Source organism: Flavobacterium pectinovorum (assembly GCF_006438875.1).
Classification (GTDB): Bacteria; Bacteroidota; Bacteroidia; order Flavobacteriales; family Flavobacteriaceae; genus Flavobacterium; species Flavobacterium pectinovorum_A.
Genome location: NZ_RCZH01000002.1, coordinates 306,044 through 326,710 on the forward strand (window position 1 = coordinate 306,044; position 20,667 = coordinate 326,710).

A 20,667-nucleotide genomic window follows, 5' to 3' on the forward strand; every position below is an offset into this window, starting at 1 on the left:
TATTACAATTAGACTATAATGAATGATATTTTAATACAAAACACAACAGCATTTTTTGAGAAATCATTTGGATCTGCTCCTCAAAAAATTGTACTTTCTCCCGGAAGAATTAATATTATTGGAGAGCATATTGATTATAATGATGGTTATGTTTTACCGGCGGCAATTGACAAAGTAATTTGTTTTGCTTTTGAGAAAAACGAAACCAAAAAATCTAAAATAATCGCTATTGATTTAAATGAAGAATTCGAAATCGACTTAACACAGGAAATTCAATTAAGCGATGTTGTCTGGACAAATTATATCCGTGGCGTTATAAAACAATTACAGGATAATGGATTTTCTTTTGAAGGTTTCAATTGTGTTTTTAGCAGTAATATTCCGGTTGGTTCCGGGTTGTCCTCTTCGGCAGCTTTGGAGTGCGGAACAATTTTCGGCATAAAAGAGCTTTTTGATTTAACAATTGAAAAAGTTGATATTGCTTTATTAGGACAAAAAGCAGAACATTGGGTTGGTATTAATTGCGGTATTATGGACCAGTTTTCAAGTGTTCATGGTCTGGATAATAAGGTAATAAAACTAGATTGTAACACGCTTGAATTTGAATATCACAATGCTGATTTTAAAGATTATTCTTTGGTTTTATTTGACAGTAATGTAAAACATTCTCTTTTTACATCTGAATATAATACGAGAAGAATTGAGTGTGAAGAAGGATTGTCGATTATTAAAAATCACTTTCCTGAAGTAAAGAGTTTTAGAGATTGTACAGAAGAACAACTTTTGAGCATTCAGGATAAATTTAATGCAACTGTATTTAAAAGAGTACACTATGTTGTAAAAGAAATTAGCCGCGTAACTAAAGCATGTGAGGCTTTGGACAACGGAAATATAGAAATTTTAGGACAATTGCTTTTTGAGACACATTATGGATTATCACAAGAGTATGAAGTAAGCTGTGAGGAGCTGGATATGCTTGTAGATACCGCAAAATCTGACGATAAGATTATCGGTTCGCGTTTGATGGGCGGAGGTTTTGGCGGATGCACCATCAATTTAATAAAAAAAGGGCATGAAAATGAGGTAAAAAGTAAGTTTTCAAATCTTTATTTAGATACATTTGGGATTGAATTAAAATTTTATGATGTAAAAATCTCAAACGGAACAACACTACTTTAAAAACCACCAGAACAAAAATGAAAAACTTTGACATTAACGAGGATCCTCACAGACGTTTTAATCCACTACTAAACGAATGGGTTTTAGTATCACCTCATCGCGCGAAACGTCCATGGCAAGGACAAAACGAAACAATTTCAACTGAATCTTTACCAAAATACGATGCAACTTGTTATCTGTGTCCGGGAAATGTGCGCGCCAATGGCGTAAACAATCCTAATTATGATAGCAGCTTTGTTTTTGAAAATGACTTTGCTGCCATGAAGCAGGACGAAATTATTTTTGAAGAAGATATCAAACATACTTTTTTTAAAGCAAAACCGGAACAGGGAATTTCAAGAGTAGTTTGTTTTTCTCCAAGACATGATCTTACATTACCGGAAATGGATATCGACGGAATTGAAAATATTATCAGAACCTGGCAAAAAGAATATACTGATTTAGGAAATATCAAATATATCAATCACGTTCAGATTTTTGAAAACAAAGGAAGCGTTATGGGTTGTAGTAATCCACATCCGCATGGACAAATCTGGGCACAATCATCATTGCCAACTCAGGTAGAAAAAACACAAAATAGCTTAAAATATTATTTCGATAAAAACAACAAAACGCTTCTTGAAGACTATTTAAAAGCAGAATTAAAAGTTGGAGACCGTATTGTAATCGAAAACGATCATTTTGTAGCATTGGTTCCTTTTTGGGCAATCTGGCCTTACGAAACTATGATTGTAAGCAAAAAAGCGATCAGCAAAATCACTGATTTTAATGCTGAAGAAGTTACCGCTTATGCTAAAATATTAAAGCAATTAACGACAAAATACGATAACTTATTTAGTACTTCGTTCCCGTATTCATCAGGAATTCACCAGTCTCCAACAGATGGGTTAGAACATCCGGAATGGCACTTTCACATGCATTTTTATCCGCCATTATTGCGATCTGCAACGGTTAAAAAATTTATGGTTGGTTACGAAATGTTAGGAGAATCGCAGAGAGATATCACTCCTGAAAAAAGTGCCGAAATTTTGAGACAACAATCAGACGTTCATTATAAAAAGGAAGGCAAAATCAAATAAAAAAAGGCTTTCCCGAAAGGTATTTTAAAATTTAACAGAATAATTCAATTATAAATGTAAAAAACACATTTGTAAATAGTGTAGTTCTCATTTTTTATTTTACTTTTGACTTTTCGTTCTTCTTTTCATAAAAAAATAACAGAATAAAAACACATATCACATTTAAAACCACCAGTGAATAACAAAAACATGGTTTCGGAATTTTACTAATCAAATAATTTAAAAACCACAATTAAGAAAAACTATCATCTATACTAATTTTTAAAATACTACTAACAATGAACCAGAACCTCGCTTTCGCAGATTATGCGGTTTTTATTATTTATTTTATCGTAGTTTCTGCCTACGGTTACTCAATCTACCGTAAACGTAAAAAAGACGAACACGATGCTAAAGCTTACTTTTTGGCTGAAGGAAATTTAACCTGGTGGGCTATTGGAGCTTCTCTGATTGCATCAAATATTTCAGCTGAACAATTTATCGGAATGAGTGGTGAAGGTTTCTTTTTAGGAATCGCTGTTGCTGCTTATGAGTGGTTGGCTGCAATTGCCCTTATTATTGTAGCAGTTTGGTTCATTCCTGTATATCTTAAAAATAAGATTTATACAATGCCGCAATTCTTAAAAACACGTTATAATGAATCGACTGCATTGATTATGGCAGTTTTCTGGTTGTTTTTATATGTTTTTGTAAACTTAACTTCTATTTTATATTTAGGAGCGGTTGCTATTAATGGTTTAGCAGGTGGAGAATATCTGCACGTTATCATGATTGGATTGGCTGTTTTTGCTTTGTTTATTTCTCTTGGAGGAATGAAAGTTGTGGCTTATACTGACGTTATTCAGGTTGCCGTTTTGATTATTGGAGGTTTGGTAACTTCATACATCGCACTAACAACTGTTGGACAATATTTTGGAGTAGGCGAAAATGCAATTGAAGGTTTTAAAGTTTTAATGAGAGAAGCTCCTGAGCATTTCAAAATGATTATTCCAAAACCTACTGCAACTTCATCTCAACTTGATATCGATAAATATTTAACTTTCCCGGGTTTAATGTCTTACCTTGCAGGTATATGGATCATTAACTTAAACTACTGGGGTTGTAACCAATACATTACACAAAGAGCTTTAGGTGCTGATTTACAAACAGCTCGTACTGGTATTTTGTTTGCTGGTATGCTTAAATTATTAATGCCATTAATCGTAATGTTACCTGGTATTGCTGCGTATGTTTTATACCAAAACGGACATTTACCTCAATTGGTTGGAGGAAAAGACGGAGCTTATTCAGCTGTATTGACTTTCTTGCCAACAGGATTAAAAGGACTTTCTGTAGCAGCTTTAACTGCTGCAATTGTGGCTTCATTAGCCGGAAAAGTAAACAGTATTTCTACAATTTATACTTTAGATATTCATAAAAAATACATCCAGAAAGAAGCGGGCGAAAAACAACAAGTAAACATTGGTAGAATTGCCGTTTTTGCTGCAATGCTTTTAGCTGTTTTATTTACATGGAATGATATTTTAGGAATTGGTGGAGTTGGTGGATTTACATACATCCAAAAATATACAGGATTTATAAGCCCTGGGGTTTTTGCCATGTTCTTCCTTGGTATGTTCTGGAAAAGAACAACTGGAACTGCAGCTATTGTGGGTGTAATTTTAGGATTTGTTTTATCTGTATTATTCAACGAATATGCTCCAATGTTATTCGGAAACGAAACTTTATTATACACAGCTTATCCTAACGGAAAAGGGGCATTCGAAATTCCTTTCCATATTTGTATGGGATTATCATTCTTCTTTACAATGTTGGCGATGATTGGAATCAGTTTTGCAGGACCAAAAGTAAATCCTAAAGCGTTTGAAATAGACTCTGAAATGTTTAAAGTAAAACCACAAACTACAGTTTTAATCGTAATTACATTATTGGTAATTGTGGCTTTATACGTTAAATTCTGGTAGTATAATTTTTTACTATATATTTTTTGAAGAATTAAAGACTATCATTTTTTTGATAGTCTTTTTTTTTGTTTCCGAAGATTAGACTTACATTTATCCAAAGAAATTATCGCGATTTAAACAGAAACAGTAGCTCACCAAAAAGTCTTGTTTTTTACTAATTTCTATTTTGTAAAAGAATTTTAAATACCTTTGAATTATGAGCACAGCAACAAAACCAAATCATATAGGGCGAAAAATTAGCCGTATTCGTGAACTTCGAGACATGAAACAAGAAGCTTTGGCACAAGCTTTAGGAACAAACCAGCAAGCTATATCCGCTATTGAAAATAGTGAAACTATAGATGAAGAAAAACTTCAGGCAATTGCTAAAGTATTAGGCGTTTCTGTTGAAGGAATTAAGAATTTTTCAGAAGAAGCTGTTTTAAATATTATAGGTAATACGTATCACGTAGATAATTCTTCAGCAGTAAATTATGGTTGCACTTTTAATCCTTTGGATAAAGTAGTTGAGTTGTTCGAACGTTTAGTTCAAGCCGAAAAAGAGAAGAATGAATATTTAGAAAAATTATTAAAAGAAAAATAATATTCTTAAAAGACCGGTTTATAAAAAAGGAGGATATCAAATTGGTATCCTCCTTTTATTTAGTAAATAATCGAAACACTACATATTCGCTACAGCAGAAACAGTTTCAAGTTTTATTCCAGTTACTAAAGCAAATAAAAAATGTCACAGGTTAGTACTATATTTCCATCATATTTAAACAAAAAAATATCTCCCATTCTAAGATAAAATTAAATATTCAATTTATTTAAAAATTATTATTCCTTTGAGATTTAGAATGTATATTAAATTAAAAGGAGAGAAATAAAATTCTCACTTTACCTTTAATATATTTGTAATTGACTTAAATAGTTTAACCCAACAATAAAACTATGTCTCTAGTTTCAATAAATAACATTCAACTTTTCAAATCTCTTTTCAAAGGAAGAGAAGATGTATTTGCTGTTAGATGGGAAAAAGGAAATAAAAATGGCTATATGCCTGCGTATTTTTATGATCCATATCAGTACAGAGCTCATAAAATTAAGGGAGGTTCTTTTCAAACCTATACAGATAAAGAATACTTACCTTTTACAGAAAAAGAAATTGAAAAACATTTAAACGGAGAACAACATATTGGAGTTTATCCTTTACTCAAAGACAATACATCTTGGTTTATTGTTGCTGATTTTGATAAAGTCGACTGGATCAATGACTGTAAAAAATTTATAAGTGCTTGTAATGAAAAAGACATACCTGCATATTTAGAACGTTCTCGATCAGGAAAAGGAGGGCATGTTTGGATATTTTTTGAACAGCCTTATCCTGCCCTAAAAAGCAGGCAAATATTTATTTCTATATTATTAGAAACCGGTGTCTTTTCTTTATTTGATAAAAGTTCAAGCTTTGACAGAATGTTTCCTAATCAAGATTTCCTGTCTGGTAAAGGATTTGGAAACCTAATAGCACTTCCTCTTTATAAGAGAACATTTGAAAACGGGAATAGTTGTTTTATTAATATTGAAAACCTAGAACCAATACCAGATCAATGGGATTTTTTTCAAAATATCCGAAAGATTTCCACAATACAACTTAATGAATTATACAATACTCAAAATATATCACAGAACATTCCAGATTCCATTGTACCTGCATTATATAATAAAGGATTAACCATACGATGGAACAATGTTGTGAAAATGAATCGCAACGCTATTCCAACTTTACTTATAAATTTTCTTAAAGAAGAATTAAACTTCTTGAATTCTGAATTTATCATAAAAAAGAAAATGGGTAAAAGTACTTTCGGGAAAGAACGTTATTTCAAACTGATTGAAGAAAATGAAAATGAAGTAACAATTCCGAAAGGGTTTATTGGAAAAATAATTCGATTTTGCCGAGAAAATAAAATCGAATTCGATTTTAAAGATGAAAGAAAAAAACTAAACGAAGTTTCTTTTTTATTCAATGCACAACTCCGAGAACACCAACAAATAGCAATTAATACTATTGCAAAAAAAGATCTCGGTGTTATTGTTGCTCCACCAGGTTCTGGAAAAACAATTCTTGGACTAAAAATTATTGCCGATAAAAAACAACCATCCTTAATTATTACACATCGCAAACAAATTGCTGACCAATGGATAGAGAGAATAGAGACTTTTTTAGGAATTCCAAAAAATGAAATTGGAAAAATCGGACAGGGCAAAGTCAAAGTTGGAAAACAAATAACAGTTGCCATGATTCAAAGTTTATCAAAAGAATTAGAAAAAACTAATGGTGAAAAACTTTTAAATTCTTTTGGAACTATTATTATAGATGAATGCCATCATATTCCTGCTGAAACATTTAGGAATACAGTTTCAAAACTTCATTCATTTTATTTTTATGGTTTAACAGCAACTCCTTTCAGAAAGTACAACGACAGCAAATTGATTTCTATCCATATGGGCGAAGTAATTGCTGAAATAAAGCTCAACGAAATAAGTACTGCTAAAAAGCCAAAAATCGTTATTAGAAATACAGACCTTGATGTGCCCTTTAATTCAAAAACAGACAAATTTGAAACATTATCAAAAATTCTAACTCATGATTCTACCAGAAACAAAATAATTCTTCACGATATTACAAATGAATTAAAATCAGACAAGAAAATTGTTATTATCACAGAGCGTAAAGAACATATTGACTCTATGTATCAATACTTAAAACAATCTTACGAAGTGGTTACGTTAAGTGGAGAAGATTCTGAAAGCAGCAGAAACTCTAAATGGAAATTGCTGAAAGAAGAAAATTACCAAATATTAATTACGACAGGACAATTCTTTGGAGAGGGAAGTGATTTGCAAAATGCCAATTGTCTCTTTTTAGTTTATCCTTTTTCCTTTGAAGGAAAATTGATTCAATATATTGGCAGAGTACAGCGTTCTGAAATTATTCCAACTATTTATGATTATCGTGATATTAAGATCGATTATCTAAATAAAATGTTTCTAAAAAGAAATGTATATTACAGGAAGATTGATAAGCAGGCAACCCTATTTGATGAACCTGACGAAGAAACTCTTTCGGAAAGTAATTTTATTATTGATAGAAAAGTAAAAATTGGCTTTGAAAACCTTGAATTCCGATACGGAAGCATCATTTTTAAATATAATGTTCCGGAAATGAAAACTGAACTTGTATTTGATATTGAAAATCTTGAAATCAGACCTGAATTTGAAGTTTTGAAATCCTACTTTTCTAAAACTCTTAAAACTAAAAATATTACAGTTACGATTCATGCGGAATTCGAAGACGGAAAACTAATTTCACAGTCAGCATTTTCCAATGATTTAAAAAAGATAAATAAAGAGTTGATTGAAAGTGTAATATTTAAATTTGTTTCAAAGGTTTTCCTAAATAAGACAAATTCTGTAGAAGAAGAGAATTCCTTATTAGATATAAACGAATTACAAAATAAAAGCAACATAAATCTTTATGATTCCGGAGACGAATTATTAAATGATTTTTTACAGAATCAAAAATACAAACATCAGAAACATTTACAATATTTAGCCGATCATCACCAACGGACTATCCTCAAAATTCGATTCGTATTAAGTCCTTTTTCATTTGTATTTCTTCTCGCAGGAAAAACAGGTTTTCACATTGTTTTAGAAACATTAAACACTGAGGAAGCAACTTATATTTGGCATTTTGACAATGATAAAAAATCACTGCCTGATAAATTAAAGCAAGTTGACAAATACTTAAATATCATAAGAAATAAAGGACGTCAAGCTTTTATGGAAAATCCATCAGATAATTTTAGTCGAATTCTTCATGACTATTCAGATCAAAAGAAAGGTTTTATAACTTGGAAAGATCTACTGGAGGAAAGACTTACTTAATTTTAGAGTTTAATACCCGAAAAATATATTTAAAGCCATAACACATAAAATTTCATTATTTCAAATGGAAGACCTTGGAAGGCAAAGCCAATATTGTAAAAATTTACTTAGATTTACAACTCTAAAAAAAATCTGTTTTAAAAATTGATTTCAACAATATTAAGTAAGAATCAACTTAAAATTCATAATAAAAAATTAAGCTAAATGAGCGAGTATACCCTTCCATCATTGCCTTTACAACAAGAAGTAGAAAGTAAGGTAGTACTTAAAAAATTAGCATTGGCACACAAGGCACTTGCGGAACTCAATGGAGTTGCTGAAACTATTCCAAATGAAGTTATTATCTTAAATACACTTTCTTTACAAGAAGCGAAGGACAGTTCCGCCATTGAAAATATCATTACAACAGACGATGAATTATTCAGTAGTGACAACATAGCACAACAATTTGCTAGTTCAGCAGCCAAAGAAGTTTATAATTATGCCACAGCTTTAAAAGAAGGATTCGCTATTGTTCGTGAAAAACAACTTATTACCTGCAACCAAATTATAGAAATACAAAGCATCCTTGAAAAAACTAAATCAGGTTTTAGGAAACTTCCTGGCACTGCACTTAAAAATGGCGAAACTGGTGAAACTGTTTATACTCCACCTCAAGGTCATGATGAGATTATTTTATTAATGGGTAATTTAGAAAACTTTATAAATGATAATAGTTTGACTGATATTGATCCATTAGTAAAAATGGCAATAATCCATCATCAGTTTGAAAGTATTCATCCATTTTATGATGGTAACGGAAGGACCGGAAGAATAATCAATATTTTATATCTCGTAAAAGAAGATTTACTCCACTTACCTATTCTTTATTTAAGCAGATATATAAATCAAAACAAAGGAAGTTACTATCATTTATTACAAGAAACTCGAATTACTCAGAATTGGGAACCATGGATTTTATTTATGCTCGAGGCTATAGAACAGACATCTATTCAAACTACTGGTATAATCAGAGGAATTAAAAAACTAATGATGGATTACAAACAAAAAATCCGAAACAATTTACCAAAAATATATTCTCAGGATTTAATTAATAATTTATTTAAACATCCTTATACTAAAATTGATTTTCTAGTACAAGATTTGAATGTTACCAGACAAACAGCGTCAAGATATTTAGACCAACTTATAGAACTTAAATTAGTAACACTACATAAAATAGGAAAAGAAAATTTTTACATTAATACAGCCTTATATGATTTTCTGCATAATGCGCCGCAAGAGTTCAAGTTTAAATAATTAAATATTTATAACACGTTTTTAGAGTCATGTAAAAAAAACTCAAAAAACTTAACATGTTAAAATTCTCATGTTAAAAAAAAACGAAAAAGTTAACATGATTAAATACACCTTATAAATTAATTGTAAAAACCATTTGGAATTATCCGGGTTGGGATGCCGGAATCATGAAACAAGAAGCAAAAGTTACTACCAATTTAAAATTTGTTGATTCAACTGACAAATCAAAAGTATTATTAGAAATTAACAGCGAAGAAGCTCCCGGAGATCAATGGGGAAATACCTTTAGCAATGAAACAAGAATTGGAGAAGGATATGCTAAAACAGCCAAAACATTATCAAAAATGATTATTAAAAAAGCATTCAAATAAAAATTATTTAATATTCCATAGGAATATCTCATCGGTAGAAATAACACATTTGCATAAATCAAACGTTCCTACGGAACGATGTATAACCGCAATTCAAATTCAATTCTACCAAGCAGACATTCCTATAGAATATTTTTTTTTAAAATTATTATAATAATATTTAAAAATAAAGCCCTGATTATTCAGGGCTTTGTTCTTTTTGCATATTTAGCAAATACGCCATATTCTTTATCACATGATCGTGTTTCTTGACAAACGGATTTTCTTCATTCCAGACATAACCCGCCAAAACCGAGCATATTTTTTCTTTTACATCCGGATTTTCGGGTTGATGAAAAAACAAGGTTTGAAGGTTTCCTGTGTACCATTCTTTCACGTAAGTGGTAAAAACAGCAATTCCGCGTTTCATGTATTCTGTAAATTCAACTTCCCAATCTACTTCGATTCCTTGTGACTCCTTAATATATAGTTTAGCTGCCAGCATTCCTGATTCTGTAGCAAAAGCAACTCCGGATGAAAAAACAGGATCTAAGAATTCAGAGCTATTTCCTGTTAGAGCAAAACCATCACCATACATTCTTTTTACAGCTCTTGAGTAGTTTTCCAGTTTTACAGGTTCAAACAAAAACTCAGTTCCTTTGAATCTTTTTATATAATAATCCGACATTTGAATGGCATTTCTTAGAGCTTCAGCATTGTCTTTATTTTCAGAAAGTGAATTAATAAAATCCGTTGGACCTACAACTCCTAAACTAGTATTTCCGTTCGAAAATGGAATTACCCATAACCAAACTTCGGTTTCCAGAATATCAAATGAAATCTGGGTTCCTTCTTCACCTTCTTCTCTGTTTATATCTTTTACATGTGTGAATATCGACGAATGTGGATCCAATTTTGACGGCGTATCAAGATCTAAAAGTCTTGGCAAAACTCTGCCATATCCGCTGGAATCAATTATAAACTTGGCGTGGATTTCTTTTAAATTTCCATCCTTATCTTTTACGATAGTTTTAGAGTTTTTGCCTTCAAAGGAAACTTCCACAACCTCTGATTCAAATTCCAGATCAATACCTTTTCTAATCACTTCCTGCGCCATTGTGTTGTCAAAATCAGCGCGCGGGACCTGCCACGTCCAATCCCAGCCTTCTCCAAATTTCTGACTAAAATCAAAAACACAGATTTCTTCTCCTCTGATAAAACGTGCTCCAAGTTTTTTCTCAAAATTCATTGCATCAAGACTCTCAAAAAGTTCAGCCTCAGCAAAATGATCCATAACTCGCGGTATAAGGCTTTCGCCGACTACAAGTCTTGGAAATTTTGTCTTCTCTACTACTTTAATCTTAACATTATTGTTATGAAGATACGATGCCGAAACGCATCCCGAAGGTCCTGCACCTATCACTAAAACATCCACAAACTCCTTTGTCATAATAAGAATGTTATTGATTATTAACTTACATTTGCGTTCATCAAAATAACTACATYTATTTTGATTAATAAAATTAAATTAGCACAATCAAAACCGATTTAATGAATACAATTAATGAATATTTAAGTTTAGGAGAATTCGAATCCATTATTTTTGGAAATAACAAAGTTGCAATCAGCGATGTAGTCCTAAATCGAGTAAATGAAAGCTTTAATTTCCTGAAGGAATTTTCAGGAAACAAAATTATATATGGCGTAAACACAGGTTTTGGGCCAATGGCTCAATATAGAATTAAAGAATCTGATCAAATTCAACTACAATATAATTTAATCAGAAGCCACTCTTCAGGAACCGGAAAACCATTAAGTGCAGTTTGTGCAAAAGCAGCAATTTTGGCTCGTTTAAATACTTTGTCATTAGGCCATTCAGGAGTTCATCCTTCTGTAATTCACCTGATGGCAGAATTGATCAACAGAGATATTACACCTCTTATTTTTGAGCACGGCGGCGTTGGAGCCAGCGGAGATTTAGTACAATTATCACACCTGGCTTTAGTCTTAATTGGCGAAGGCGAAGTTTTTTATAAAGGAGACCGAAGACCAACTCCCGAAGTTTTTGAAATCGAAGGTTTAAAACCAATTCAGGTAGAAATCAGAGAAGGACTGGCTTTAATAAACGGTACGTCTGTAATGACCGGAATTGGAGTTGTAAATGTTCATCACGCTAATAAATTACTGGATTGGTCGCTAAAATGTTCTTGTGCCATCAACGAATTAGTTCAGGCTTATGACGATCATTTCTCTGAAGAATTAAACCAAACCAAACGTCATAAAGGTCAACGCGAAGTAGCTGCAAGAATGAGACAAAATCTTTCGGACAGTACGTTGATCCGTAAAAGAGAAGACCATTTATATTCCGGTGAAAACACTGAAGAAATCTTTAAAGAAAAAGTTCAGGAATATTATTCGTTACGTTGCGTGCCTCAAATTTTAGGTCCGGTTTTAGAGACCATAAACAATGTTGCTTCTATTCTGGAAGACGAATTTAACTCGGCAAACGACAATCCTATTATAGATGTAAAAAACAAACACGTTTATCACGGAGGTAACTTCCACGGTGATTATATTTCGCTTGAAATGGATAAGCTGAAAATTGTTATTACCAAATTAACCATGTTGGCAGAACGTCAATTGAATTATTTATTGAATTCAAAAATCAACGAAATACTTCCTCCATTTGTAAATTTAGGAACATTAGGATTTAATTTCGGAATGCAGGGCGTTCAGTTTACTGCAACCTCAACAACTGCCGAAAGTCAGATGTTATCAAACCCAATGTATGTTCATAGTATCCCGAACAACAATGACAATCAGGATATTGTAAGCATGGGAACAAATGCAGCGGTAATTACCTCAAAAGTTATCGAAAATGCATTTGAAGTTTTAAGCATCGAAATGATCACAATTGTTCAGGCAATTGATTATTTACAACAAAAAGACAAAGTTTCGTCAGTAACCAAAAACTGGTATGATGATATTAGAAACATAATTCCGGAATTTAAAGAAGATCAGGTAATGTATCCGTTTGTTCAAAAAGTAAAAGATTATCTGATTAATAGTTAAGACTTTATTTCACATTATTAATATTGAACCTTAAAATCATGAAAAAACCACTTATTTTTTTATTAGTATTCTGTATTCAATTTGTTAATAGTCAAGAATTGGCGTTAGTTAAAAAGGATTCAAAAATTGGATATATTTCCAAAGACGGAAACTTTAAAATTGAGCCTCAATATAAATCTGCCAAAAGCTTTTCTGAAGGATTAGCTGCTGTAGAAAATGGTGGAAAATGGGGTTTTATTGATACAAAAGGAAGCTGGGTAATTCCGGCAACTTTTACTGATGCTAAAGAGTTTAACAGTGGAATTGCAATTGTAAAAAACGATAAAGAGTGGGTTTATATCAATACTAAAGGGGAAATTCAGAAAGCACCGACTTCTGAAAAATTATATGATTTTGATAACGGCGTTGCTTTCATAAAACAAAACAACAAAATTGGATTAATCAACTCCAAAATGGAAGTTGTTTTAGAACCAAAATACGACGTAATCAAACCTTTTGAAAATGGTTTTGCAAGAGTAGGAAGCAATAAAAAATGGGGAATTATTAATACTTCGGGAAAAGAATTAATAGAACCTGCGTATGACGAAATAGGAAATTATTTTAAAAACACATCTTGGGCAAGAAAAGATAAAACGTTTGGAATTGTAAGCGCAGGTAGTTTTATTCCGGTTGATGGTGCCGAAAAAATCTGGGATTTTGATACACAGGATTTGACATTTGCCAAAAAGAATGGAAAAATTGGATTCATTGACTTAAAAGGAAACTGGATAATTACTCCTATATATGATAAAGCAAAAGCTTTCTCGAAAAATTTAGCGCCGGTTTGCGTTGGATCTAAATGGGGATATATTAATCCAAAAGCAGAATTTGTAATTGAACCAACTTATAGTGATGCCGAAGTTTTTAGTACAAACGGATTAGCTCCTGTAAAAGAAAAAAACTGGGGATTCATCAATGAATCAGGAAAGTTAATAATTCCAACTCAATACGGAATTACAGCAAACGGAATTATTGCCATGTTTATTCAACAAGATAAAGGTTTTATTGGTGGTGTTGCAAGAGTAAAAAATGAAGGAAAATGGGGATTTCTTAAACCAGACGGAACAGTATTAAGCAATCAATGGTTTGAAAACGCTGAATTATTTTCGAAAACTGAAAAAACTCAGACAACTGAAATCGCTGCTGAAAAACCAAAAACAGAAGCTAAACCTGCAACAAAAACAGTAACTAAAAAGAAGAAATAAACATTTATTTATCTAAAAAAAAACAAAATCTACATAAATGAAATGTGTATTAGTAACAGGCGGTTCAAGAGGAATTGGAAGTGCTATTTGTAAAAAATTAGCCATTGAAGCCAATTATCATATTCTGATTAATTATCATTCGAATAAAACAGCTGCCGAAGCAACACTTCAGGAAGTACAAAAATTAGGAGGAACCGGAGAAATTTTAGGTTTTGATGTGTCTAATTATGAAGAAGTACAAGCAACTTTAACAAAATGGCAGGAGGCCAATCCTGAAGCCATCGTTGAAGCTATTGTAAACAATGCCGGAATTACAAAAGACGGTCTTTTTATGTGGATGACTCCCGAAGACTGGAACGGAGTTGTAAATACAAGTCTGAACGGATTTTTTAATGTGACACAATTTTTTATTCAAAAAATGTTACGCAATAAGTATGGCCGAATCGTAAATATGGTTTCCGTTTCCGGAGTAAAAGGAACGGCTGGACAAACGAATTATTCGGCAGCAAAAGGCGCGATTGTTGCTGCTACAAAAGCATTGGCACAAGAAGTTGCCAAAAGAAATATTACTGTAAACGCTGTTGCTCCGGGTTTTATCAGAACGGATATGACCAGCCAATTGGACGAAAAAGAATTACTAAAACTAATTCCGGTAAATCGTTTTGGCGAAGCCGAGGAAGTAGCAGATTTGGTAAGCTTTTTGATTTCTAAAAAATCAAGCTATATTACAGGAGAGATTATCAACATAAACGGAGGAATATATTCTTAATAGTTTCTATGTTTGCGAGACTATTTTAAGTTTTTTTTTTAAAACGTCTAAAATTGCACGCAAAGACGCAAAGTCGCAAAGTTTTATTAAAAGACTTAGGAAGAAAAAAACTTAGCGACTTTGCGTCTTTGCGAGATTAAAAAATAAAAGAATAGATTTAAAAAAACTTTGTCACTTCGTTTAAATGTTTTACAAAATACACAACGAACTAAAATTACTTTGAAAGATGATGAATAAGAGAGTTGTAATTACTGGAATGGGAATTTATTCTTGCATCGGAACTTCTTTAGATGAAGTAAAAGAATCGTTATACAACGGAAAATCCGGTATTAAGTTTGACGCCGAAAGAAAAGAATTTGGTTTCCAATCAGCCTTAACAGGAATGGTTCCGAAAGCTGATTTAAAAAACTTACTGACCCGCAGACAACGTATGAGCATTGGTGAAGAAACCGAATATGCTTATATGGCAACGATCGAAGCATTGAAAAATGCCAATATCGACGATGCTTTTTTTGACAATCGCGAAGTGGGAATCATGTACGGAAATGATAGTGTTTCAAAAGCTATTATTGACGCTACAGATATTGTAAGGGAGAAAAAAGACACTGCATTAATAGGTTCGGGAGCGATTTTTAAATCAATGAATTCTACGGTAACGATGAATTTATCTACGATTTTTAAGCTTCGCGGAATCAATCTTACCATAAGTGCCGCTTGTGCAAGTGGTTCACATTCTATTGGATTAGCTTATTTTTTAATAAAAAGCGGATTTCAGGATATTGTAATTACCGGCGGAGCTCAGGAAATCAACAAATATGCGATGAGCAGTTTTGATGGCTTAGGCGTTTTTTCGAATAGAGAAAACGAACCTGAAAAAGCCTCACGTCCATTTGATGCTGATCGCGACGGATTAATTCCGAGTGGTGGCGGTGCGACGTTAATTTTGGAAAGCTATGAATCAGCAATTGCAAGAGGCGCCAATATTATTGCCGAAGTTGTAGGTTATGGATTCTCTTCAAACGGAGGTCATATCTCAACGCCAAATGTCGAAGGTCCGTCTATAGCCATGCAACGGGCGCTTGACGACGCACAATTAAAAGCAACCGACATTGATTACATAAATGCGCACGCAACTTCAACTCCGGTTGGTGACGAAAATGAAGCAAAAGCTATTTTTGAAGTTTTTGGTGAGAAAAACCCTTATGTAAGTTCTACAAAATCAATGACAGGCCACGAATGTTGGATGGCAGGTGCGAGCGAGGTAATCTATTCTATCTTAATGATGCAGAACGATTTCATTGCTCCAAACATCAATTTAGAAAATCCTGATGAAGATGCTTCTAAATTAAATTTGGTCAAAACTACTTTAAACAAAAAATTTGACATATTTTTGTCCAATTCCTTCGGGTTCGGAGGAACCAACTCGGCGTTGGTGGTTAAAAAGTTTAAATTGAACGATGAATAAAGAAGAGATTATAGCAAGAATTAATGGTTTTTTGGTTGATGAATTTGAAGTAGACAATGATGATATTGAACCAGATGCTAATTTAAAAGACACGCTTGGATTAGATAGTTTAGATTATGTTGATTTAGTAGTTTCTATTGAATCTAACTTTGGTGTAAAACTAGTTGAAGCTGATTTTGTTGGCATTGCTACTTTTCAAAATTTTTATGACCTGATCGAAACCAAACTAAAAGCTAAAGCTGCTTAATGAGTCAATGGGATGGCAAATCAAAAGGTACAGTTTTAGGCTATAGAATATTCGTTTTTTTAATACAAAAAGCGGGTGTCAAGTCTGCTTATGCCTTACTTTATTTTGTCGCTACCTATTACTTTTTATTTCTCAAGAAAAGCAAGCAGGCTATTTTTTATTATTTTAAAGAAAGACTGAACTACTCCTGGTTTAAATCAAAAAAAATGGTCTTCAAAAGTTATTACACTTTTGGACAAACCATCATTGATAAAGTTTCCATTTCGGCAGGAATGCGAAATAAATTCACCTATGAGTTTGACGGAATTGATATTCTGAAAAACCTTTTAGCCGAAAAAAAGGGTGGCGTTTTAATTAGCGCTCACATGGGAAATTTTGAAATCGCTGAACACTTTTTGGGCGATATCGATCTCGATTTTCAAATCAATTTGGTTACTACAGATCTCGAACATTCTGCTATAAAAAATTATCTGGAAACCGTTACCCAAAAACCAACCGTAAAATTTATAATTATCAGAGATGATCTCTCCCATATTTTTGAGATCAATGCAGCTTTGACCAATAATGAATTGGTTTGTTTTACCGGAGATCGTTATTTTGAAGGAACAAAATCTCTTTCTGAAGAAATTCTGGGTAAAGAAGCTAACTTTCCCGCAGGTCCGTTTCTAATTGCATCGCGCCTAAAAGTTCCTGTTGTTTTTGTGTATGTAATGAAAGAACCCAACTTACATTATCATCTATACGCCAGAGAAGCAACCGTAAAGCATCGTGACGAAAAAGCTCTACTGAAAGAATATGTAAAAAGTGTAGAAAGTATTCTGCAAAAATATCCCTTACAATGGTTCAATTATTTCGACTTCTGGAATGATTTAAAAGTATAAAAAAGTTCGCCACGAATTACACTAATTTTCACTAATTGGTTTGCGTTTAATTTTTTTTGGAAATACTATACAGATTAAAAAAATTAGTGGAAATTCGTGTAATTCGTGGCAAAAAAACCAACCCTTGTTACAGCTTTATAACTTATCTTAAACAAGAAAATTCGTTTAAATAAATTTACTTATTTTTGTTTGCAACCAAAGCCATCAAACCCAATGAAAAATGTTCTCGTTATTTTTTATTCCCAATCGGGACAATTAGAATCGATTGCGGAAAATGTCGCAAAACCATTCTTAAATTCAGAGGATATAAATGTAACTTTTCATGAAATACAATTAGAAAAACCATTCCCATTTCCATGGAATAAGGATTCTTTTTTTGATGCTTTTCCTGAATCTTTTTTACAGATTCCGACAAAGCTTAAACCCATTTCTGACGAAATTTTAAATACGAAATTTGACTTAATTCTGTTTCATTATCAAGTTTGGTTTTTATCTCCTTCAATTCCAATCAATTCATTTCTAAAAAGTACCGAAGCCAAAACAATATTAAACAACACACCTGTTATAACTATAAATGGTTCTCGCAATATGTGGATTATGGCGCAGGAAAAGATTAAAGTTTTATTGCGTGAAGCTAATGCAAAACTGGTTGGAAATGTCGCATTGGTTGATCGTGTTGGAAATTTAATCAGCGTAATCACAATTGTAAACTGGATGTTTTCCGGAGTAAAGAAAAGATATCTCGGATTTTTTCCATTACCCGGAGTTTCTGACAAAGACATTCAGGAATCAGATAAATTTGGAGAAATCATCCTTTCTCAATTTAAACAGAACAAATTAGACGATTTACAGCCAAAATTAGCAGAGATAGGCGCCGTAAAAATCAGCCCATATTTAGTTACCGTAGATAAAACAGCGAACAAAATTTTTGATAAATGGTCTAATATCATTCATAAAAATCAAAAAAACAGGAAAACGCTTCTTAAAATATTTTATGTTTATTTATTCCTCGCTATATGGCTAATCTCGCCAATAGTATATATATTGCATCTTATTACCTATCCATTCAAGTTCAAAACCATAAAAAAAGAAACTCAATATTATCAAGGAGTTTAGAAGACGAAATTTAATTATGTTTGACGTATATATTACCAAAGCCGCAAAATATTTGCCAAATGAAGCCGTTTCAAATGATGAAATGGAAAACTATTTAGGCCTGATAAATGATACTGCCTCAAAGGCGAGACGTATTATTTTGCGTAATAATAAAATTACAAGCCGATATTACGCCGTAGATAAAAACGGAAAAAGCACACATAGTAACGCTGAGTTAACACGCAATGCCGTTGCACAATTATTTGATGAGAATTTTACAGATCAGGATCTCGAAGTACTTTCCTGCGGAACCTCATCGCCTGATGTTTTGGCACCGTCACATGCCGCAATGGTTCACGGTTTACTAAAAAATAGATCCGTAGAATTAAATTCTTCGATGGGAATTTGCTGTTCCGGAATGAATGCGCTGAAATATGGCTTTCTTTCTATAAAATCAGGAAACTCAAAAAACGCTATTTGCACAGGATCAGAAAAAGTTTCGACCTGGCTTTCTTCTCCAAAATACAATCACGAAGTAATCAATTTAAAAAATCTTGAAGAGCAGCCTATAATCGCCTTCAAAAAAGATTTTTTACGTTGGATGTTATCTGATGGAGCCGGAGCCTTTTTATTGGAAAACAAACCAAGCGGCGAAATTTCATTAAAAATCGAGTGGATGGAAGCCTATTCCTATGCATTTGAATTAGAAACTTGTATGTATGCAGGTGGAGATAAATTAGAAAATGGTGAAATCAAAGCCTGGAGCGATTACAATCCGGAGCAATGGTTAAACGAATCTGTATTTGCTGTAAAGCAGGATGTAAAAATATTAGACGAATTTATTCTGCCTAAAGGTGTCGAAAGTATGAGCGATGCGATGGCAAAGCACAATATTACGGCAGAAGAGGTTGATTATTTTTTACCACACGTTTCTTCTAACTTTTTTGTAGAAGGACTAAAAAATGGATTAAACGAAAAAGGAATCGTAATTACCGACGAAAAATGGTTTATGAACCTTTTAAGTGTTGGTAATGTTGGTTCAGCTTCTATATATATCGCACTTGAAGAATTAATGTATTCAGGTAAATTAAAAAAAGGAGACCACATTTTATTATCAGTTCCGGAAAGTGGAAGATTCTCTTTTGCCTATGCTTATTTAACCGTTTGCTAATGGAAACAATACCTCTTTTAAATAAAGAAGCAGTCGAAAATTTATTGCCGCAAAAGTTTCCTTTTGTTATGGTAGATAAAATGTATTCTTATACCGAAACATCATTGGTTTCAGGTTTAAAAATCCAGAACGACAATATCTTTGTTGATCATAATTCTTTTTTAGAAGCAGGAATAATTGAGCACATGGCACAATCTGTGGCGTTGCATACCGGATATGAGTTTTTTTTGAAAAACGAAACAGCTCCAACAGGTTATATTGGTTCTCTTAAAGATATTGAAATAAAAAAGTTTCCAAAAGTCGACGATACCATTCGATCAGCCGTGACAATCCTGCAGGAATTTGCCGGAATAACTTTGGTTGATATTGTGACTACTTTAAATAATGAAGAAATTGCCCGCGGACAAATGAAAACCGTTTTGGCAAAATAATATACATATGAAAATCGGAGTTGACATACAAAATTATCTTCCGCACCGAGCACCAATGCTCATGGTAAATTTAATTTTGGATATAGATTCGAATTTTGTAGAAACGACGTTCCTGATAAAAGAAGACAATATTTTTGTTGACGATAACATTTTTATCGAAGCCGGTTTAATCGAAAATACAGCACAAACCTGCTCTGCAATTGTAGCCAAAAAGTATTTTTTTGAAGAAGACGGAACAGAAAATGAAAACGTAAATGTAATTGGTTTTATCAGTGCTTTAAAAAATCTGAAAATACATTCGCTGCCAAAAACCGGCGATACAATTACAACCAAAGCAAATTTGGTTTCGAAATTTATTGGCGATGATTATACTTTATGCACGATGAGCTGCCAAAGCTTACTCGAAGACAAAATACTTTTAGAATGCGAAATTAATTTGTTCATTCAGAAAACAATTTCGACGATAACATAATTCTGATCGAAAATAA

General features: G+C 32.6%; 18 protein-coding genes. 17 read left to right on the top strand and 1 reads right to left on the bottom strand.

Translation table 11 applies throughout. The features are described from left to right. The first annotated feature begins 18 nt into the window (after positions 1 to 18). The 7 genes from galK (at position 19) to EAH81_RS03660 (ending at position 9,825) form a co-directional block, all read left to right on the top strand. The gene (gene galK / locus EAH81_RS03630; RefSeq protein WP_140503865.1) at positions 19 to 1,179 is read left to right on the top strand and encodes a galactokinase; all 1,161 of its coding nucleotides are present in this window, start codon (positions 19 to 21) and stop codon (positions 1,177 to 1,179) included. A 17-nt stretch (positions 1,180 to 1,196) separates the two neighbouring features. Then, positions 1,197 to 2,258: a UDP-glucose--hexose-1-phosphate uridylyltransferase gene (locus EAH81_RS03635; protein ID WP_140503867.1), complete on the top strand. Its 1,062-nt coding sequence runs from the start codon at positions 1,197 to 1,199 to the stop codon at positions 2,256 to 2,258. A 278-nt stretch (positions 2,259 to 2,536) separates the two neighbouring features. Further along, on the top strand, positions 2,537 to 4,222 hold the full coding sequence (locus tag EAH81_RS03640; RefSeq protein WP_140503869.1) for a sodium/sugar symporter: 1,686 nt from the start codon (positions 2,537 to 2,539) through the stop codon (positions 4,220 to 4,222). A gap of 196 nt (positions 4,223 to 4,418) precedes the next feature. Then, positions 4,419 to 4,805, top strand: a complete 387-nt coding sequence (locus tag EAH81_RS03645) for a helix-turn-helix domain-containing protein (protein ID WP_140503872.1) — start codon at positions 4,419 to 4,421, stop codon at positions 4,803 to 4,805. Positions 4,806 to 5,155: 350 nt separating this feature from the next. Continuing rightward, positions 5,156 to 8,155, top strand: a complete 3,000-nt coding sequence (locus EAH81_RS03650) for a DEAD/DEAH box helicase (RefSeq protein ID WP_241676500.1) — start codon at positions 5,156 to 5,158, stop codon at positions 8,153 to 8,155. Positions 8,156 to 8,359: 204 nt separating this feature from the next. Next, positions 8,360 to 9,454 (top strand): Fic family protein, encoded by a 1,095-nt coding sequence (locus EAH81_RS03655; RefSeq protein WP_140503874.1) that lies wholly within the window; start codon positions 8,360 to 8,362, stop codon positions 9,452 to 9,454. 167 nt (positions 9,455 to 9,621) lie between these two features. Beyond that, positions 9,622 to 9,825 (top strand): hypothetical protein, encoded by a 204-nt coding sequence (locus tag EAH81_RS03660; protein WP_241676501.1) that lies wholly within the window; start codon positions 9,622 to 9,624, stop codon positions 9,823 to 9,825. A 178-nt stretch (positions 9,826 to 10,003) separates the two neighbouring features. Here the strand turns inward: EAH81_RS03660 and EAH81_RS03665 are convergent, their stop codons facing one another. Further along, entirely contained in the window at positions 10,004 to 11,254 is a 1,251-nt protein-coding gene (locus EAH81_RS03665; protein ID WP_140503876.1) for an NAD(P)/FAD-dependent oxidoreductase, read from the bottom strand. 101 nt (positions 11,255 to 11,355) lie between these two features. On the opposite strand from EAH81_RS03665, the gene hutH reads away from it, so the two are divergent. The 10 genes from hutH (at position 11,356) to EAH81_RS03715 (ending at position 20,651) form a co-directional block, all read left to right on the top strand. Further along, entirely contained in the window at positions 11,356 to 12,876 is a 1,521-nt protein-coding gene (hutH, locus tag EAH81_RS03670; protein WP_140503879.1) for a histidine ammonia-lyase, read from the top strand. A 38-nt stretch (positions 12,877 to 12,914) separates the two neighbouring features. Then, complete coding sequence (locus tag EAH81_RS03675; protein ID WP_140503881.1) at positions 12,915 to 14,120, top strand: WG repeat-containing protein; 1,206 nt, start codon at positions 12,915 to 12,917, stop codon at positions 14,118 to 14,120. 37 nt (positions 14,121 to 14,157) lie between these two features. After that, positions 14,158 to 14,889, top strand: a complete 732-nt coding sequence (fabG, locus tag EAH81_RS03680; RefSeq protein WP_140503884.1) for a 3-oxoacyl-ACP reductase FabG — start codon at positions 14,158 to 14,160, stop codon at positions 14,887 to 14,889. A gap of 229 nt (positions 14,890 to 15,118) precedes the next feature. Further along, positions 15,119 to 16,354: a beta-ketoacyl-[acyl-carrier-protein] synthase family protein gene (locus EAH81_RS03685; protein WP_140504173.1), complete on the top strand. Its 1,236-nt coding sequence runs from the start codon at positions 15,119 to 15,121 to the stop codon at positions 16,352 to 16,354. Next, on the top strand, positions 16,347 to 16,601 hold the full coding sequence (locus tag EAH81_RS03690; protein ID WP_140503887.1) for an acyl carrier protein: 255 nt from the start codon (positions 16,347 to 16,349) through the stop codon (positions 16,599 to 16,601). Before EAH81_RS03685 ends, EAH81_RS03690 begins: the two co-directional genes overlap by 8 nt. Continuing rightward, a complete protein-coding gene (locus EAH81_RS03695; RefSeq protein WP_140503889.1) occupies positions 16,601 to 17,482 on the top strand; it encodes a lipid A biosynthesis acyltransferase in 882 nt (293 codons plus the stop codon). The genes EAH81_RS03690 and EAH81_RS03695 overlap by 1 nt, the downstream gene beginning before the upstream one ends. A 213-nt stretch (positions 17,483 to 17,695) precedes the next feature. Further along, on the top strand, positions 17,696 to 18,598 hold the full coding sequence (locus EAH81_RS03700; RefSeq protein WP_140503891.1) for a dialkylrecorsinol condensing enzyme DarA: 903 nt from the start codon (positions 17,696 to 17,698) through the stop codon (positions 18,596 to 18,598). 16 nt (positions 18,599 to 18,614) lie between these two features. Continuing rightward, the gene (locus EAH81_RS03705; protein WP_140503894.1) at positions 18,615 to 19,748 is read left to right on the top strand and encodes a beta-ketoacyl-ACP synthase III; all 1,134 of its coding nucleotides are present in this window, start codon (positions 18,615 to 18,617) and stop codon (positions 19,746 to 19,748) included. Then, positions 19,748 to 20,179, top strand: coding sequence for a hypothetical protein (locus tag EAH81_RS03710; protein WP_140503896.1), 432 nt, complete (start codon positions 19,748 to 19,750; stop codon positions 20,177 to 20,179). The genes EAH81_RS03705 and EAH81_RS03710 overlap by 1 nt, the downstream gene beginning before the upstream one ends. Before the next feature lie 7 nt (positions 20,180 to 20,186). Beyond that, positions 20,187 to 20,651 carry an ABC transporter permease gene (locus tag EAH81_RS03715; protein ID WP_140503899.1) on the top strand — a complete coding sequence of 155 codons (465 nt, stop codon included), beginning with the start codon at positions 20,187 to 20,189 and terminating at the stop codon, positions 20,649 to 20,651. Positions 20,652 to 20,667 lie beyond the last annotated feature (16 nt).

Bases quoted from the DNA above. Each gene is read 5' to 3' on its own strand.
- galK (WP_140503865.1), top strand. From the start codon at position 19: ATGAATGATATTTTAATACAAAACACAACAGCATTTTTTGAGAAATCA.
- EAH81_RS03635 (WP_140503867.1), top strand. From the start codon at position 1,197: ATGAAAAACTTTGACATTAACGAGGATCCTCACAGACGTTTTAATCCA.
- EAH81_RS03640 (WP_140503869.1), top strand. From the start codon at position 2,537: ATGAACCAGAACCTCGCTTTCGCAGATTATGCGGTTTTTATTATTTAT.
- EAH81_RS03645 (WP_140503872.1), top strand. From the start codon at position 4,419: ATGAGCACAGCAACAAAACCAAATCATATAGGGCGAAAAATTAGCCGT.
- EAH81_RS03650 (WP_241676500.1), top strand. From the start codon at position 5,156: ATGTCTCTAGTTTCAATAAATAACATTCAACTTTTCAAATCTCTTTTC.
- EAH81_RS03655 (WP_140503874.1), top strand. From the start codon at position 8,360: ATGAGCGAGTATACCCTTCCATCATTGCCTTTACAACAAGAAGTAGAA.
- EAH81_RS03660 (WP_241676501.1), top strand. From the start codon at position 9,622: ATGAAACAAGAAGCAAAAGTTACTACCAATTTAAAATTTGTTGATTCA.
- EAH81_RS03665 (WP_140503876.1), bottom strand. From the start codon at position 11,254: ATGACAAAGGAGTTTGTGGATGTTTTAGTGATAGGTGCAGGACCTTCG.
- hutH (WP_140503879.1), top strand. From the start codon at position 11,356: ATGAATACAATTAATGAATATTTAAGTTTAGGAGAATTCGAATCCATT.
- EAH81_RS03675 (WP_140503881.1), top strand. From the start codon at position 12,915: ATGAAAAAACCACTTATTTTTTTATTAGTATTCTGTATTCAATTTGTT.
- fabG (WP_140503884.1), top strand. From the start codon at position 14,158: ATGAAATGTGTATTAGTAACAGGCGGTTCAAGAGGAATTGGAAGTGCT.
- EAH81_RS03685 (WP_140504173.1), top strand. From the start codon at position 15,119: ATGAATAAGAGAGTTGTAATTACTGGAATGGGAATTTATTCTTGCATC.
- EAH81_RS03690 (WP_140503887.1), top strand. From the start codon at position 16,347: ATGAATAAAGAAGAGATTATAGCAAGAATTAATGGTTTTTTGGTTGAT.
- EAH81_RS03695 (WP_140503889.1), top strand. From the start codon at position 16,601: ATGAGTCAATGGGATGGCAAATCAAAAGGTACAGTTTTAGGCTATAGA.
- EAH81_RS03700 (WP_140503891.1), top strand. From the start codon at position 17,696: ATGAAAAATGTTCTCGTTATTTTTTATTCCCAATCGGGACAATTAGAA.
- EAH81_RS03705 (WP_140503894.1), top strand. From the start codon at position 18,615: ATGTTTGACGTATATATTACCAAAGCCGCAAAATATTTGCCAAATGAA.
- EAH81_RS03710 (WP_140503896.1), top strand. From the start codon at position 19,748: ATGGAAACAATACCTCTTTTAAATAAAGAAGCAGTCGAAAATTTATTG.
- EAH81_RS03715 (WP_140503899.1), top strand. From the start codon at position 20,187: ATGAAAATCGGAGTTGACATACAAAATTATCTTCCGCACCGAGCACCA.